At 34.3% G+C, this 13,698-nt stretch carries 12 protein-coding genes; 1 reads left to right on the top strand and 11 read right to left on the bottom strand.

The window, feature by feature from the left end; all coding sequences use genetic code 11:
* Window positions 1-108: 108 nt before the first annotated feature.
* The 4 genes from cas9 to BLQ19_RS01785 all read right to left on the bottom strand — a co-directional run bounded on the left by cas9 (window position 109) and on the right by BLQ19_RS01785 (window position 7,194).
* Complete coding sequence (cas9, locus tag BLQ19_RS01770) at window positions 109-3,477, bottom strand: type II CRISPR RNA-guided endonuclease Cas9 (protein ID WP_074537208.1); 3,369 nt, start codon at window positions 3,475-3,477, stop codon at window positions 109-111.
* Between the two features lie 198 nt (window positions 3,478-3,675).
* Window positions 3,676-4,488, bottom strand: a complete 813-nt coding sequence (locus BLQ19_RS01775; protein WP_074537365.1) for an endonuclease/exonuclease/phosphatase family protein — start codon at window positions 4,486-4,488, stop codon at window positions 3,676-3,678.
* A gap of 824 nt (window positions 4,489-5,312) precedes the next feature.
* Complete coding sequence (locus BLQ19_RS01780; protein WP_074537209.1) at window positions 5,313-6,410, bottom strand: hypothetical protein; 1,098 nt, start codon at window positions 6,408-6,410, stop codon at window positions 5,313-5,315.
* Between the two features lies 1 nt (window position 6,411).
* Window positions 6,412-7,194 carry an RNA polymerase sigma factor gene (locus BLQ19_RS01785; RefSeq protein ID WP_074537210.1) on the bottom strand — a complete coding sequence of 261 codons (783 nt, stop codon included), beginning with the start codon at window positions 7,192-7,194 and terminating at the stop codon, window positions 6,412-6,414.
* Window positions 7,195-7,577: 383 nt separating this feature from the next.
* Between BLQ19_RS01785 and BLQ19_RS21750 the strand changes: the two genes are divergently transcribed.
* On the top strand, window positions 7,578-7,811 hold the full coding sequence (locus BLQ19_RS21750; RefSeq protein ID WP_074537211.1) for a helix-turn-helix domain-containing protein: 234 nt from the start codon (window positions 7,578-7,580) through the stop codon (window positions 7,809-7,811).
* A 109-nt stretch (window positions 7,812-7,920) separates the two neighbouring features.
* Here the strand turns inward: BLQ19_RS21750 and BLQ19_RS01795 are convergent, their stop codons facing one another.
* The 7 genes from BLQ19_RS01795 to BLQ19_RS01825 form a co-directional block, all read right to left on the bottom strand.
* Window positions 7,921-8,376: a DUF6730 family protein gene (locus BLQ19_RS01795; RefSeq protein ID WP_074537212.1), complete on the bottom strand. Its 456-nt coding sequence runs from the start codon at window positions 8,374-8,376 to the stop codon at window positions 7,921-7,923.
* A gap of 2 nt (window positions 8,377-8,378) precedes the next feature.
* On the bottom strand, window positions 8,379-9,242 hold the full coding sequence (locus BLQ19_RS01800; protein WP_074537213.1) for a relaxase/mobilization nuclease domain-containing protein: 864 nt from the start codon (window positions 9,240-9,242) through the stop codon (window positions 8,379-8,381).
* Window positions 9,239-9,544: a mobilization protein MbpA gene (gene mbpA / locus BLQ19_RS01805; RefSeq protein WP_074537214.1), complete on the bottom strand. Its 306-nt coding sequence runs from the start codon at window positions 9,542-9,544 to the stop codon at window positions 9,239-9,241. The genes BLQ19_RS01800 and mbpA overlap by 4 nt, the downstream gene beginning before the upstream one ends.
* A gap of 60 nt (window positions 9,545-9,604) precedes the next feature.
* The gene (locus tag BLQ19_RS01810; protein WP_254788174.1) at window positions 9,605-10,564 is read right to left on the bottom strand and encodes a DUF8464 domain-containing protein; all 960 of its coding nucleotides are present in this window, start codon (window positions 10,562-10,564) and stop codon (window positions 9,605-9,607) included.
* 130 nt (window positions 10,565-10,694) lie between these two features.
* A complete protein-coding gene (locus BLQ19_RS01815) occupies window positions 10,695-11,903 on the bottom strand; it encodes a primase-helicase family protein (protein WP_074537215.1) in 1,209 nt (402 codons plus the stop codon).
* A gap of 92 nt (window positions 11,904-11,995) precedes the next feature.
* The gene (locus BLQ19_RS01820; RefSeq protein WP_074537216.1) at window positions 11,996-12,238 is read right to left on the bottom strand and encodes a helix-turn-helix domain-containing protein; all 243 of its coding nucleotides are present in this window, start codon (window positions 12,236-12,238) and stop codon (window positions 11,996-11,998) included.
* A gap of 499 nt (window positions 12,239-12,737) precedes the next feature.
* Window positions 12,738-13,466, bottom strand: a complete 729-nt coding sequence (locus BLQ19_RS01825) for a GAF domain-containing protein (protein WP_074537217.1) — start codon at window positions 13,464-13,466, stop codon at window positions 12,738-12,740.
* Window positions 13,467-13,698 lie beyond the last annotated feature (232 nt).

The raw sequence follows: 13,698 nt of genomic DNA on the forward strand, positions 1-13,698 counted from the left end.
AAGCTAAACTATTTTGAATTGAATATTGAACTCTTGATTTTAATATAAATATTAAATTTATTTATGTCAATGAACTTTTGAATTCTTATCTAAAAGGTGTAAGTAGAATTAAATTTGCTTTGACACCTTGCCTGAAACTGTTAATTTAATTTTAATTGGATTAAATCTAACCCAACCTGTTTTACCTTCCCCAAATCCTCTAATTTGAATAAAGTTTGCATCTGTAACAGTAGAAGAAACGTGCTTCCTGAAAAAATAATCCCCAGATGTAAGCTTTTGTACTCTATATAGATGCTCTTTCAAAATTTCATAATCAAGATCTTCCCAATTAATATCATTATCATTTAAACCTAGTAGAAACATATCATTAATATGGAGCGTAGTAACAATTTCTTTACCGTCTGTTGGTAACTTGTATGCTGATTCACCAGTTCTTTTGCGTTCAACAACCGTCCAAAATGTAACAACTTCTTCTTTTAAATTTTCTCTTTCATCTTTGTAAATTAATACATGATGATTATTTCTAGGATTTACCCATTGATTTATATTTTCTTTTAATTTTTCTGCCCCGCCAATATTTTCTTTCATTCTTACTTTCAAAATTGGAACTGGATTTCCATTTTTATTTGGCAAAAATATTTGTGGCTGTTTTATCCCATTTTCGTCAACTACAAAAAATGTATTTAAAGGAACTTTACCTTTTACAAAACCTCCTAATTCTTGAACTCGTTTTAATATTAAAAAACGTGTGGTTTTATCTACTACTTTATCAATTTGTTTTGGGGTTTCTAAACTATCAATTGATTTTCTTACATGAAATGCTTCTTCACCATTAAAATCTCTTTTTCCAAAAACAGTTTCTTTATGCAATTGACCTCTGGCTGCAACACCCACATTTTTATATTTATTACCGTTTTTCTCTGAAATATGAGTCCTTACCGTAATATCATTTGATACTCTTTTATGGGAAACCAAAATATTCTCAAGTGCTTTTTCTGCGTCATATCTAAAGGTTTCCCAAGGCATTGGAAATTCTCTTAATACTGAGTCTTTATTATACCTATTCCACTTTGATAATTCTTGAACATAAACTGTTTTAGTGCAAGCCATTACTAAAGCATCAATAGCATGGTGTCTATGGTCTTCTCTCGATTTTATATTTTCATCATTCAAAATAGTATTCAACCCCCATTTACGACGAAGGTTTGAAGTTGCTTGACCGGGAGAAACAATTATATTTTTACAAACTTTTGCCAAATAGTTTTTTGCTTCTTTACTTATATAACGTGTGTCATTTAGTTGTCGAGAAGTAAAATCATCATCAAATTTTTGCTGTACAAATTTTTTAAACTTGTGGTATGCTGTTGGATATTCTTTAGTATCTGAAAATAATTTTAAAGCGCGCTCTTTTATTGCTGACCAATTGTTTTCATCAGAACTATAAAATTCAAAAGGTGTTTTGTTTCCCTTTTTTCTATTTTCATCCGCATAACATAATGTTTTATTAGAAAAACTATCATTTAATGAACGACTCCAAGGATGTATATGCTCTATTTGTATTTCTCCTGAAAAAAGTTGCTCAATTGAAATGGCTTTGCCTGTATAAGGGCATGTTTTTTTTGATTCTTCCCAAAGTTTAAATTTTAAAATATTATCATGAGATATGTTCGTGTATTTTAAAACCTCAACTTTTACCCTATCATTTTCTTTTTCTAGTCGTTTTTGATCCCTACGAATTTTATTACGCTGTGCTTTAGAAATTTTTAAATCACGAGCCATTTCTACTTTTATTTCATCAATTTTCCCATGGTCGTCAATCAATTCATTCACTAATTTTCGTAATTCAAATAATGCAGTGATAACAATAGGATTTCGTATAGCTTGTATTTCTTTATCTGCATCTTTGTTAATTGGAAGTTTCTCAAGAAGTTCTGATGCATCGATTTTTGCTGAATGATGATACAACTTCTTCATTTGATTATCTGAAATATTAAAATCATTACGGAGAATATCTTTGATGATATTTATAAAACCACCTTTAGTTCTAGAACGCACAATACCCTCAACATTATCAATTAAAAAGTTTCTTTTCTCCTCTGATAGTTTTTCCCAAACTAACCCAAAAGCATTTTTTATTCCACCGATAACAACTGCAACATCATAAGTGAAACCCATTTGTAGAAATGGTAAGATATTTAAAATAGCTTTTCGACTTAAACTTGCATAACCATCTTTTAAGTTAAATTTTGAAATGGCTTGGGCTTGTTCTTCATTAAAATTCCATTTACGAACAGCATATTCCTTTAAGTTTGATTTACTATCAAAAAAATACAAAACATGCCAAATATCCTCCTGCTCTTTTTCTGAAAATTCAAACCATTCCTTTCCAAAGAATTTTTTATTTGATAAATTTGAGATGGTATGTGTACCAACAATTTTATCATCATCCTTATAGTTGAATTTGAATTCTGCACTTTCTTTTCCTAGTACTTTTCTAATCTTTTTAAAATCTGGCTTTTCATGAGCATATAAAAAATCTACAATTATTTCTTTTTGTTCTTGGGATATTTTATTTCCATTATACTCTACCGTATTTACCCATTGCCAAACACGAAATTGTTCAAAAGCAATAGCGCTAATTGGGCATTTATTTTTTGAGGGTTCAAACGAACAATTGCCAACTAAATTCTTTTGAGAACGCAAAGGGCGTTGATGAAAAATAATACCATCTTCTTTATATCCATCTATTTTTCTACCACCAAACAGGGTCTTTAAATTTTGATTTAAACTAGAATGATACTGTTTTTGACTTTCCCAAATCACTTCAAATTCATCAACATACATCCTACGAGTTGTATATCTATTTCTAATTCGATCCAAACCGTTTTGAAAAGGTTCATTTTTTTTAGGATAAAGATCAAATAAGTATGACCCTAATGTTGTGCCTCCTATTTTTTCTTGGGTTTCTGTTATCCCTATTTTACCGTCTTTCGCATTTCCCTTAAATATTGCACCTTCTTCACTCCCTCCTTTGCGACTATTACTTAGAAACCCACGTCTTTGAATTATATGATAAAAAATTCTACCAATTTCTTCCAAAGTGAGTTTCTCCAACAAAGCCTTTTGCCTTAATTCATAAGGATTTAATGCAAACCAAGATGATAATTTTTCTGAAGGAAAGTTTTTAGTTTTTTTCCAATCTATAAAATCCATTTCAACCAATGGACACATATTATTCTCCGAAAGTGCTTTTAGTAATATTTTTTTTCTAAGTCTTTTTCTGAAAAATTGTCTCCTAATACCACGTGCACCTGTTCTGCTTGCATTTTTGGACATCTCATTGTCTCCATCACCCAAATTTTCAACACCCATTGGAAATATTCTACTTCCAATACCTAAAATTTTATTTTGAACATCGTCTATTAGGGCCCAACCAATACTATTTGTTCCTAAATCTAATCCTAAAATTTTTGCCATTTTACCCTACACATTATGAAATATAAACTTATAAATAAATTGTTGTAGTCCTTTACACAAAAGCGTAATATATTTTAAAAGTATTTAACTATCTTCGTTAATAGATTAAAACTTCTAATCTTTAATCTTATCACAATAAGGCTATATGCCGTAGGTGAAAACCTTTAGTCCTGCTTCGGTGGGACTTTTTTTTGCCAATCATTCAATCGAAAACTTCAAATAAACAGGTAAATGGTCAGACAGCTTTCTAGCTTTATCAAGATTATCGCAAACATTAACAAAATCGATAACCTTACTTTTTAATTTATTTATTCCCCGAGAGTAAAATATATTATCGATAGGGTGGTTTAAATACTCATTTTGAGTACATGCCTTTTTCAAAGTTGTTTTCTGATTCGAAATTGAGGCATTAAAACCATTACTTTTCAACGTATCAAAAACCTCTTTCTTTTCATCAACATTAAAATCTCCAGCGATTAGTAAAGCTGAATTTGAAGAGTTTGTAATATAATTGGTTAGTGCTTTTATTTCGCTTTCTGGGTCTTTATCAAAAGGCCTTGAATGAAAATTAAGTATGGTAAACTTCTTTTCACTCAAATAGAAATCTAACAAAAAAGGTTCTCTATCTATTAGAGAATCTAACTCCTTTACTAATCTGCCTCTGTTTTTTATTTTTATATGCTTGGTTTTCCAAATAAAAGCATATCGCTCCGTCACATACTTTGAACTATGAGTAGGGTTACTAATCACATAATCCCACTTACTACCCTTTCTGTTTAGTATATCTGTTAATTTTGCAACCGCCTGTGCCCCACCATAACCTGCAACTACTTCTTGTATGGCAATAATATCTACATCTCTAACAATTTCAGTAATTTCATCTAATTCTTCACTGCTTTTTGTTTGTCCAAAATCTCTAATATTCCATGATACTAAACTGATATTGTCGTTCTGAGCATATCCATTAAAGGCAAGAAAAACTAAAAGTATAAGAAGTATTTTTTTTAACATTTTATCATAATTTAAATCTAAAATAGAGAAAAACCAACTATCGTCCATTACGTAAATTCGTAAAGGATAAATGACTAGGAATTTCACAAAACTTTAACCCATACTTTTTAATGAAATTTGAAAATAGGATATTATTTAGGAGATTGAGCCAAATAATGCATTTAATTGGCTCATGAAATACAATTGCCAACAAAAAGATTGGAAGAGATTTGGATATAATAATACATCCATTGAAAATTTACATTTCTAATTTGCATAACGAACAGGTAATTTCTTGGAATACTAGAAAGATTTTCTGAGTCATTTGAAACGAAATCAAATTTATTAGGGTGAAAACTACTTGAACTTTTATTCATCATCCATTTAATAACATTTTTAAAATTACTACCTGATTACACCTTCAATATTGTTATACTCATTTGGGTTCGCATCAAAACCCAAATCCTTACCAAAACTAATACTATAAAGTGTGAGGAAAACGTTACGCAATGAAGCAATCAAAGATTTGACATAAGGATTACAATGACTTAGTGAGGATTTTGTGCCGCTGAAAAAGAAAAGAATTCCTAGTACTAACGCTGTAATCCCTTTAGGTATTTATAGCATAGTGCCATTGCCAATAATTCGCTAGTCCTAACTTATGGTTATACCCCAAAACCCGGTCTTAGCTAGCCCTGTTCATAACAGCCCCTATTCCTTCATGCTATCTTTAATCTAGGCTTAACAAAAAAAAGTGAGCCCACGCGTTGTATATGCTGTTCGCATTTAGTGAGTGTCCTAGACCTCACCTTGAGGGTGTACAAGCACCCTCGATATGTTCATACTCAGTCTACAATAAGTTCAATACCTGCCTTCTCAGCCTTGTACTTTATCTTCGTCATTAAATCATAATAGCTCCAATTTCGTAAGACAAACTCCTCCTCTTTGGCTATTCCTATCTTCGTTTCTTGATTGACCAATAGAAGCGTTCCCACCTGATGCTTCACACAGAAGTCGATAAGTCTCCTACTATACACATGGATCCGATGGCGTACATACTTGTTTTCCATATCATGAAACTTATCCACTGCCTTTACTTTTCTTGTGGTTCCTTTGCCTGATCTAGAATAGCTTGCCCCACCCTGTGCTCTTTTCCTCGATGCCTGTATGGCTAGCCTTCTGTACAGGAACTCTTCTCTAGTACCTATGGTAAGCTTTGCGGTATTGGTTTTCACCACAATGGGATATTCTAGCGACAAAGAAGCCTCTGCTATGAGTTCTGGTCTTAGGCAGTGTTCTTCTTTTTCAATTTCAAAAATCGGTAACCAAAAGATTTTACCCTCCTTTAGTTTCATGTTTGACATACAAAGCTTGGTTTTTCCTTGTATGACCCGCTCCAACAACACTCGTTTGTCCGTATGGTCATTCCCTAAATACGTCTTAAAAGGAATCTGAAATAAGCGAAAGGTAAATGCCTTTTTCTCTTCATCATAGGCTAGTCCTCTTATACCCTCCAAGCTAAAGGGAAAAGCCATATCCCTACGGAAGTTTTTTAAGGAACGTTCCCCTCTCCAGTATTGTGGTCTGTTTTGATTAAAGGAAGAGAGCAACACATTATTGAGGTTGGATAAGATGTTGGTAGGGATTTCTCCCTTAAAGCGATTGGATACCATACGATAGGTGGTATTGATACGAGAACGTTGTAAGATTCCTAATTCATCTTTTTTTTCATCGGCTAGTTTGTATTTTATCCCTTCCGATAGGTAAAAGAATTCCTTAATCATTTCCTGTACATACAAATGGGTAACAATAAGATTGGCTGCCCTAAAACACCTGTTCTGCCATTGGTACAGTTTATCTAGCGCCTCCTTTCGTTCTTCCTTGGTGGGCAGGTCAACCAAGAGCTGAATCTTTCGGGACAGTTTGAGTGTCGTCTTTTCCATATCAAGCCGATTGTAGTTGCTGTTCGTTTTTGTCTTGTATAAGCCGATAGGCCTCCATAAACATACGGTGTACTTCCTTTTGGGATAGGTTGAGTGCTTTGGCTATTGCCGCAAAGGAATACTTCGCTTCACAGCGGAGTTTCAATACTTCAGCTTGCTTATCGGTCATAACCCCTTGATGCTTTATTTGAGTACCTCCTTGTTTGGATTCAAGGATTTCTCCTTGGTCGATAATGGTCTTGAGATCATTAATCGCCTTTTTAATCCTATTGCTAGTTTCTGTAATAGTGATGCCCATAGCCTCAGCAATAGCTTTATATTGAAAGCCATAGGTTAAACATAGCTCAATCAAATGGCTACCTTCAGCGTCCAATAGGGGTAACAAGCTTTGAACCCTCTGGAAGGCTTGTTCTTCCTTCGCTTGGGTTTTTAAGTGTTCACGGTCACGGATGGGGTCGTACCCTACCATATAGTCCTGATAGTTTTCAAATTTATCTAAGGAGTGGACTGCTCTTAAAAACTTATTTTTAGGGCGTGTATAATAGGTAATACATTCCCTTTTCATCACAAAGCGTAAGAAAAGGAAAATATGCTTAGAGGTTTCTATGCGATCTCGATGCACCCATAATTTTAAAAAAGTATCCTGAACCAAGGATTCTATGACAAATTGATCTCGGATGTAGCCCATGCCCAACCAGAAGATACTCCTGCTGTATTTGGCATGAATATCCGCAAAGGCAGCAGGACAACCTTTCTTTAATAATTCAAAAGTATCGAACGACATAAGATCTCATTTAAATTGAATTTAGCTATACTAACGTCAGCGAGTTCTTAGTAGTTAGGAAGAGCAGATAGCTTTGAAAAGGTTGAGAAGCGAGACCTTTCTCTACAAACAAAAAGGGCGTGGAGTCTCAACTTACCGCATCAAGGTACTGGTATACCGCACGACAATAAGCAAGCCCACGCCCCGGGTCGTGAGCGTTTACACTTATTCTCTCGTCGTTAAAAATTACCAGTTTCTGATGCGAGATTCAAAGCGAATGCTTCTAATTTTTTACTAGAAGAAGTTTCGCTAATTTAATAATTCAATGGCTAATATAATAAATATCTTTAAATTACGGTCGAACGACCGAAGTTTTTTATAAGTCATCCATTTCCTTTGTTTATATGATTAATATAAATGTTGAAATATGTACTTATATAACTAAGGAGTGGCTACATCCCTGGTTAAAGGAAGGTAAATCCCAAAATGCCTTTGCTATGTTGCATAATATCGACGAGAGTACTGTAAGGAAAATAAAAAACATTAGGGAATATCGAATACCTGTGGAAACTTTAAAGAGAATTTGTGAAGCTAGGGGTATTACCTTATCTGATTTTTTTAAAAAAATAGGTGGTTAAATAATCCCTCTATAGTGCATCTTACGTACAAAATCTTATATAATCTGACTATTTGTTTTACGACTCCTTTACTTAATAAAAAATCGGATAGGGCGCATACTACTTATTTTTAAGGAACATTTTCTTCTGATTTCCACTTCAAATAGGCTTTTTTGGAGGGAGCATCACTTTCCAGGAATTCATAAAAATGATCCACCATTTCTTTTCGCCCCTTTTCATATTCGAGTTGTTTCATTTCTGGAATGCGTTGGAGTTGATAGATGCTGTAACCCGTTACAAGTAAAATTGCCATTAGTGATAAACTCAGTAGCCCTACCAACCATTTCGGATACCTATTGGAATCGGTTAGCTTATTCGAAATAGCGCCTAGTCTTAGGTTTTGATCTTTTACAATTTCGTTTTGAAGCTGTAATGCTGCATCCATATACGATTTTAATTCACTGATATCGGGCTTAATTACCATAGACTGTATTTCGTTTGATACCGCTTCTAGTTTATTTATTTGTAGTTTGAAGTCACTCAATTCTTCAATTAATAATTCTGATAATTCATCGATTTTCGCCATGACTATAGTCCTATGTCAATTCCTTTTGATATTACTTTCTTAACCGCCGATTTAGCGATACTTGCCACTAAACTTACACTCATCTCAAGTCCTTTCCCTAGAATATTGACCGTGTTCACACTAGCCTTGCTCATATATTGGGGTGTATTATTCGCCAATTCAGCGCCAATTTTTCCACCAGACATCGATCTATGGACTTCACTACCTTTTAAATTGACACCCTTATATTCAAATCTAAACCCTTGTAGCTTATTGGCTTTATTGATGCTTGGAATCACCTTCACATCTTTGACTTTCATTTTAGTGATGTATTGTTCAAAAGAACGAGGCTTTTCTAAACGGAGTACGGTATCATGTAGCTGCTTCATTTCAGCTCGAATATGTTTTAGTCTATGTAATTTTTCGTTCTGAACCTCTTTAACTGTTTTCAAGCCCATAGCTCTGGCTATTTTTTCAGCATGAAAACTTGCTCGTTTCCCTATAAAATTATCCGCATAAGCTTTCCCTTTAAAATCAATTCTGTTGACGTATAAATGAATATGGATGTGTTCTTTGTCTTTGTGAACAAAAGCGATGGCCTGATGGTCTGTAAGCTTCATTTCTTTAATGAATTCTTTGGCTATTTCTCCAAGCCGTTTATCTGTCAGTTTTTTACCATCTTCTATAGTGGGACTTAAAACAAAGCTGATGGTGTTCTTCTCGCACTTGGTATTCATTTGTTGTATAATTTTAAATTCGTTAGAGATTTCCTTTGGATTATCCCCCACCAAATGTTGTTTTAAAACTACGGTTGCATCCTTTTCTTGATTCCATCCATATTTCATAGAAGCCGCAGTATGTGCTATCGATTTCCCTTTTCCGATCATTGCTTGAAATTATTTAAGTGTTCTTTTATTTCTTTAGCAAGCGCATACACCTCTTCAGTTAATTGAGGATTATGTTTGCGATACATGTTTCCAATCGCGGTAAAATTGTTACTATACTTCATTAAAGTTTTATAACACTCGACTTGCTCTTGGTTTAATATCTCAATAACCTTGATATCTAAAGCGGCTCGTAAACAAAATTCGCTTAACGATAAACCTGCTTTTTGGGCGCGTTTTTTAAGTAGCTTTTTTTCATAGATGCCACATCTAAACTGAATAACGGTCTTCTTCGTTTTTTTCATTTTCTTTTGCAACCATCGGGAGTAAAAGCAAGATTGTCATGACAATGACACATCTTGCGCTTACGTCCCATGTCTATTTTTTGCGTTTTCCATGTGCCATTCGTTAACATCTTTATAGCTGCTATAAAGTCCAGATTTATCTCTGCACTTACTAGTGTATCCTAATAAGTTTTCAGTCGTCCGTTTGCCATTTTCATCAGTGTCTAAATAGAGTTCTATTTGGTCATAATCATCTAAATAGGACATGGCTTTTTCTAGAAAGGTTGTGGAGTTCAATACCAAAAAATCATAGTGTTCTTTAAGACATTTAGAGGTTTCTAGTATAGAGAGCATATCGAACATCCCTTCCGTTACGATTAGTTTCTCCCTTCCATTTTTGATATGGGTCACATCTTTTGGGGAACTGGAGTTTTTAAAATATCGATTACGCAGTTCCCAACCACCTGAAACATTTTTCAATCCTACAGCGAAGTACCGTCTCCCCTGATGTAGATAATGAACCTCCTTACAAAGCATAGCTGCTGTAGCCATAGCAATTTTTCGTTCCAACAAATACCTGATGAGCCCATAATGCTGAATCGGTTGTACGTATAACACTTGCAGCCCATCCCTTTTTGGCTTTTCTAAAACACACTGCTGCTGAAAAGAAAAAGAGATTTGATCCTTTTCCAACCAGTTAAGGGTTTCTTTGACCGAGGTCTTTTTGATCAGGCACACCAAATCGATGACATTACCACCCTTTCCTGCGCCATGGTCGTACCAACGATTAAGTTCCTTAGATACCTTGAAAGAGGCTTGGGATTCTGACCTGAAAGGACTCAGAAACCAAGCTTCTTTCTCCGTTGATTGGGTCGGAAAGTGCCCGAGTTTTGCCAGCGCCTTTTCGATGGAAAAAGCTCGGGCTCTTTCACACGATAATTTAGGTGTTCTTTCTTTTTTCATCAGCCAACTAGTTTTTAGTAAATTTTTGATGTTTTGATGTAATTTGCTTCGAATCCCTTTACATACTGTACTTCCCATGTCATCAATTTCTTCATCAGTTCATCATTCTTGATTTTTTTGATGGTTTATTCCGCATCATTTATTATTTTGATGAACAAAAGATGATATACTGATGACGGCCGCAATAGCGACAGGCATTGGTTTTAACCTAGCCTGTCATCGGTTCATCAAAATTTTCTAATAGAAACGATTTTTCCACCGTAAAATACCTTCCTTTTACATCCGTTAATTGCATAGAACCATCCTGCCAAATCGTAATCTTCTGATAGCTTAGCGAGTTGTCCTTGTTCTCCAGTCTCCATTCCCTTTTTAGTAATCGTCTAAGCTGGGTCAAATCCGTTCTGATACGGGTCTTATTTAAAATATGAAGTGCATCTAAGGGACAGAGATGTATTTCTTCGAGGTCAAAATGTTCCATGGCACTCAGTAGCAAGCTAGCTAATTCTTTTTCTACTCGGTTGCGATTGTTCTGCACCAACTTTTTTAAGGCCCCGGTTCTTAGCTGTTGGGGAGTGAACCACATTCGGGTCTTATTTTGGGTCGTGAGTTTCCGATGTTGCAGAAAAAATAGGAATGCCGGAACTTCTGCTATAAGTGCTTCCAGAAACCCCGTATCCTCATCAACAAGCGTTGGCACCTTCAATACCCAAAACCGAGTTTCATTGCCATCGATCTTAATAAAGTTATCCTCATTATTACTACAGAGGATAAACTTTCCAAAAAACTCTACTTCCCTTTTATCCTTCCCTTTTGCTTCGAGCGTATTAATATTGGTAGTGCTCAAGTATTTGATCCGTTCGGTTAGTTCTTCCTTATTAAAAAGCACTTCGTCAATACATATCAATAATTTATTTGCCCAATCCGCATTGAATTGGCTGCTGAAACTATCATTGGTAAGATAGGTAAGGTTGTTCTCAAAGATGGTTTTTAGCCATTTCAAAAAAGTGCTTTTCCCTGTGGAGCGCTGTTTGGATACCAAACAAAGTATGGGTAATATCTGGATGGGTCGGACAAACAATAATTGCAAGTAATCCAGACCCAACTCCTCATGCTTCCCAAAAATGTGTTGGATAAATTTTCTTGAGCTCTCAATAGTTCCTTGTGTAGGTACTTTGCTTAATGGGGAATACGTATTGTAGAATTTTTCATGCTCTCGCTTATAAGCAATATGATTGGGCATACAGGTAAACCCATCATATTTAGGAATTTGACTGATATAGTCTTTTCCACAATCTTGCCGTATCGTTTCAATATTCCAATGCACCAGGACTTCATTAAAGTGCCCGGCTATTGTTGGAGCCTTGACATGTTTATAATACGAAGTACCTACACGGATATAGGGCGTCTGTTTATTCATAACAATGGATTTTTTCACCTTGACTAAGGTGTTGTTAATTGGTAACTGCTTAAAGAACTTAAATAGGTCTTACAGAAAATGAATTCTAAGCATTAAAGTGTAGCAGGCGATACTTTGTTTTGAAGTAACCAATTCACAAGTTTCGTTTTCTCAAAAAACAGCAGTTTACCGTTGGGTTTGGAATGAGGAATCTCACCTTTTGCGGTTAATTTATACAAGAAACTTCTTGAAATTCCTGTATAGTCACAAGCTTCATCAAAGGTCAAAACTTCTTTTTGACCTACTAATAATTTTTCTAAACGATCTAAGCGATCTAGTATTAAAATTGTGTCCATCTTAATTGTATTTTAAGGTTATAAAATGAACAAAAGCGCTTTTGCTTTCCCATATGGGAGTGTTGGGATAAAAGTAGTAAAAGCTTGGAGTATAAGAAGAAAATAACATCGTAAGTTATTCACAAATACTTGATTAACAGATTCTTACATCAATCTACATCAAAATGTATCAATTTAAATGTATCGCAATTTTGAATGTTGCTATTTACCATCAAATGATGAATTCCTATTAGGCTCCTATACAGATTTCAACCAGTTATGAACAATACCCGAGGCTCGATTTGGAGAAAAAATATTTATAATGGCTAAAAAGAGTTGATGAAGACTATTTCTTACTTTATTAATTTTAACTTTAACACATAGTATGGATATACACCAAAGAACTGAGATAAAAAACAAACATAATTCTTCTTTTTTTTAGCATTAGTGCTTTTGGACAAAAAGTGACATATAACAAATAAATCAGCATCATTAATTATCCAATATTAAAAGAAATTCGCTATAAATCTTCACTACCAATGGATTCAGATACGATATCATGTATTGTTGTGTCAAAATTATTAATAGCTTTGGAAAACATTTTTAACCAACCTTCATCTACAGGTTGAGCGCCATCGTTCACTAGCTCAATCAATCCCATTATTGCTGTTAATGGTTGCCTTATCTGGTGCGATTGGAATTGGGCAATTTTTCTTAGCGATTCATTTTTTGACTCCGTTTCCTTAATCTGTTGTTGTAACAATTTATGGCTTAGTTCTAGCTCCATAAGAAATGTGACTTGACGTGAAAGAACACTAAGTGTTTTCTGCTGTAACACTGTCAAATTATTAGGTTTTAAATCAAATAAGCAAAGAGTACCTAGTTTTAATCCATTTTTTAGAATTAAAGGAGCCCCGGCATAAAATCTCAGATTTGGATCAGATTGAACCAAAGGATTATTATTAAATCTCGAATCCTTGGTTGCATCCGGAATAATGAGAATATTATCCTGTTGAATACCATATTGGCAAAAAGAAGTTTCCCTAGGCATTACTTCCAAATCAACCCCTGATCTAACTTTAAGCCAGTTAACATTTTTATCCAAAAGGGTGATAAGGGCAACCGACATTTCACACAACTGTGATGCAAGATCCACAATATCTTGAAATTCGGTTGACTTATTATAATCGAGCTGCAAAAAACGCTGTACAGTCTCTAATCGCTCATTTTCATTATTACTACTCATCATAAATCTTAGTTACAATAATGCTTAACGTTGAAATTTATGAAATAGATATATCAATCATAAAAACTGACGTACTATATATCTTAACCAGCATAAAAAAATGAAACCCATCACAAATCTTTTCTATTACTTAACATATTCCACTTCATTCGGTGAACCTGTATCAGATCAGTGCTTAAGAAAATACCGAACTATTTTATAAAGCAAAATCGTATAATCCTTCAATGTCAAAATA

This window comes from Cellulophaga baltica (assembly GCF_900102165.1).
In the GTDB taxonomy this organism is placed as follows: domain Bacteria; phylum Bacteroidota; class Bacteroidia; order Flavobacteriales; family Flavobacteriaceae; genus Cellulophaga; species Cellulophaga baltica.

Excerpts from the sequence above, each read along its gene's own strand:
- BLQ19_RS01800 (WP_074537213.1), bottom strand. The coding sequence starts at position 9,242 with ATGATCGGAAAAGGGAAATCGATAGCACATACTGCGGCTTCTATGAAA.
- BLQ19_RS01775 (WP_074537365.1), bottom strand. The coding sequence starts at position 4,488 with ATGTTAAAAAAAATACTTCTTATACTTTTAGTTTTTCTTGCCTTTAAT.
- BLQ19_RS01810 (WP_254788174.1), bottom strand. The coding sequence starts at position 10,564 with ATGGGAAGTACAGTATGTAAAGGGATTCGAAGCAAATTACATCAAAAC.
- BLQ19_RS01820 (WP_074537216.1), bottom strand. The coding sequence starts at position 12,238 with ATGGACACAATTTTAATACTAGATCGCTTAGATCGTTTAGAAAAATTA.
- BLQ19_RS01825 (WP_074537217.1), bottom strand. The coding sequence starts at position 13,466 with ATGATGAGTAGTAATAATGAAAATGAGCGATTAGAGACTGTACAGCGT.
- BLQ19_RS01795 (WP_074537212.1), bottom strand. The coding sequence starts at position 8,376 with ATGGCGAAAATCGATGAATTATCAGAATTATTAATTGAAGAATTGAGT.
- BLQ19_RS01815 (WP_074537215.1), bottom strand. The coding sequence starts at position 11,903 with ATGAATAAACAGACGCCCTATATCCGTGTAGGTACTTCGTATTATAAA.
- BLQ19_RS01785 (WP_074537210.1), bottom strand. The coding sequence starts at position 7,194 with ATGTCGTTCGATACTTTTGAATTATTAAAGAAAGGTTGTCCTGCTGCC.
- BLQ19_RS01780 (WP_074537209.1), bottom strand. The coding sequence starts at position 6,410 with ATGGAAAAGACGACACTCAAACTGTCCCGAAAGATTCAGCTCTTGGTT.
- cas9 (WP_074537208.1), bottom strand. The coding sequence starts at position 3,477 with ATGGCAAAAATTTTAGGATTAGATTTAGGAACAAATAGTATTGGTTGG.
- BLQ19_RS21750 (WP_074537211.1), top strand. The coding sequence starts at position 7,578 with ATGATTAATATAAATGTTGAAATATGTACTTATATAACTAAGGAGTGG.
- mbpA (WP_074537214.1), bottom strand. The coding sequence starts at position 9,544 with ATGAAAAAAACGAAGAAGACCGTTATTCAGTTTAGATGTGGCATCTAT.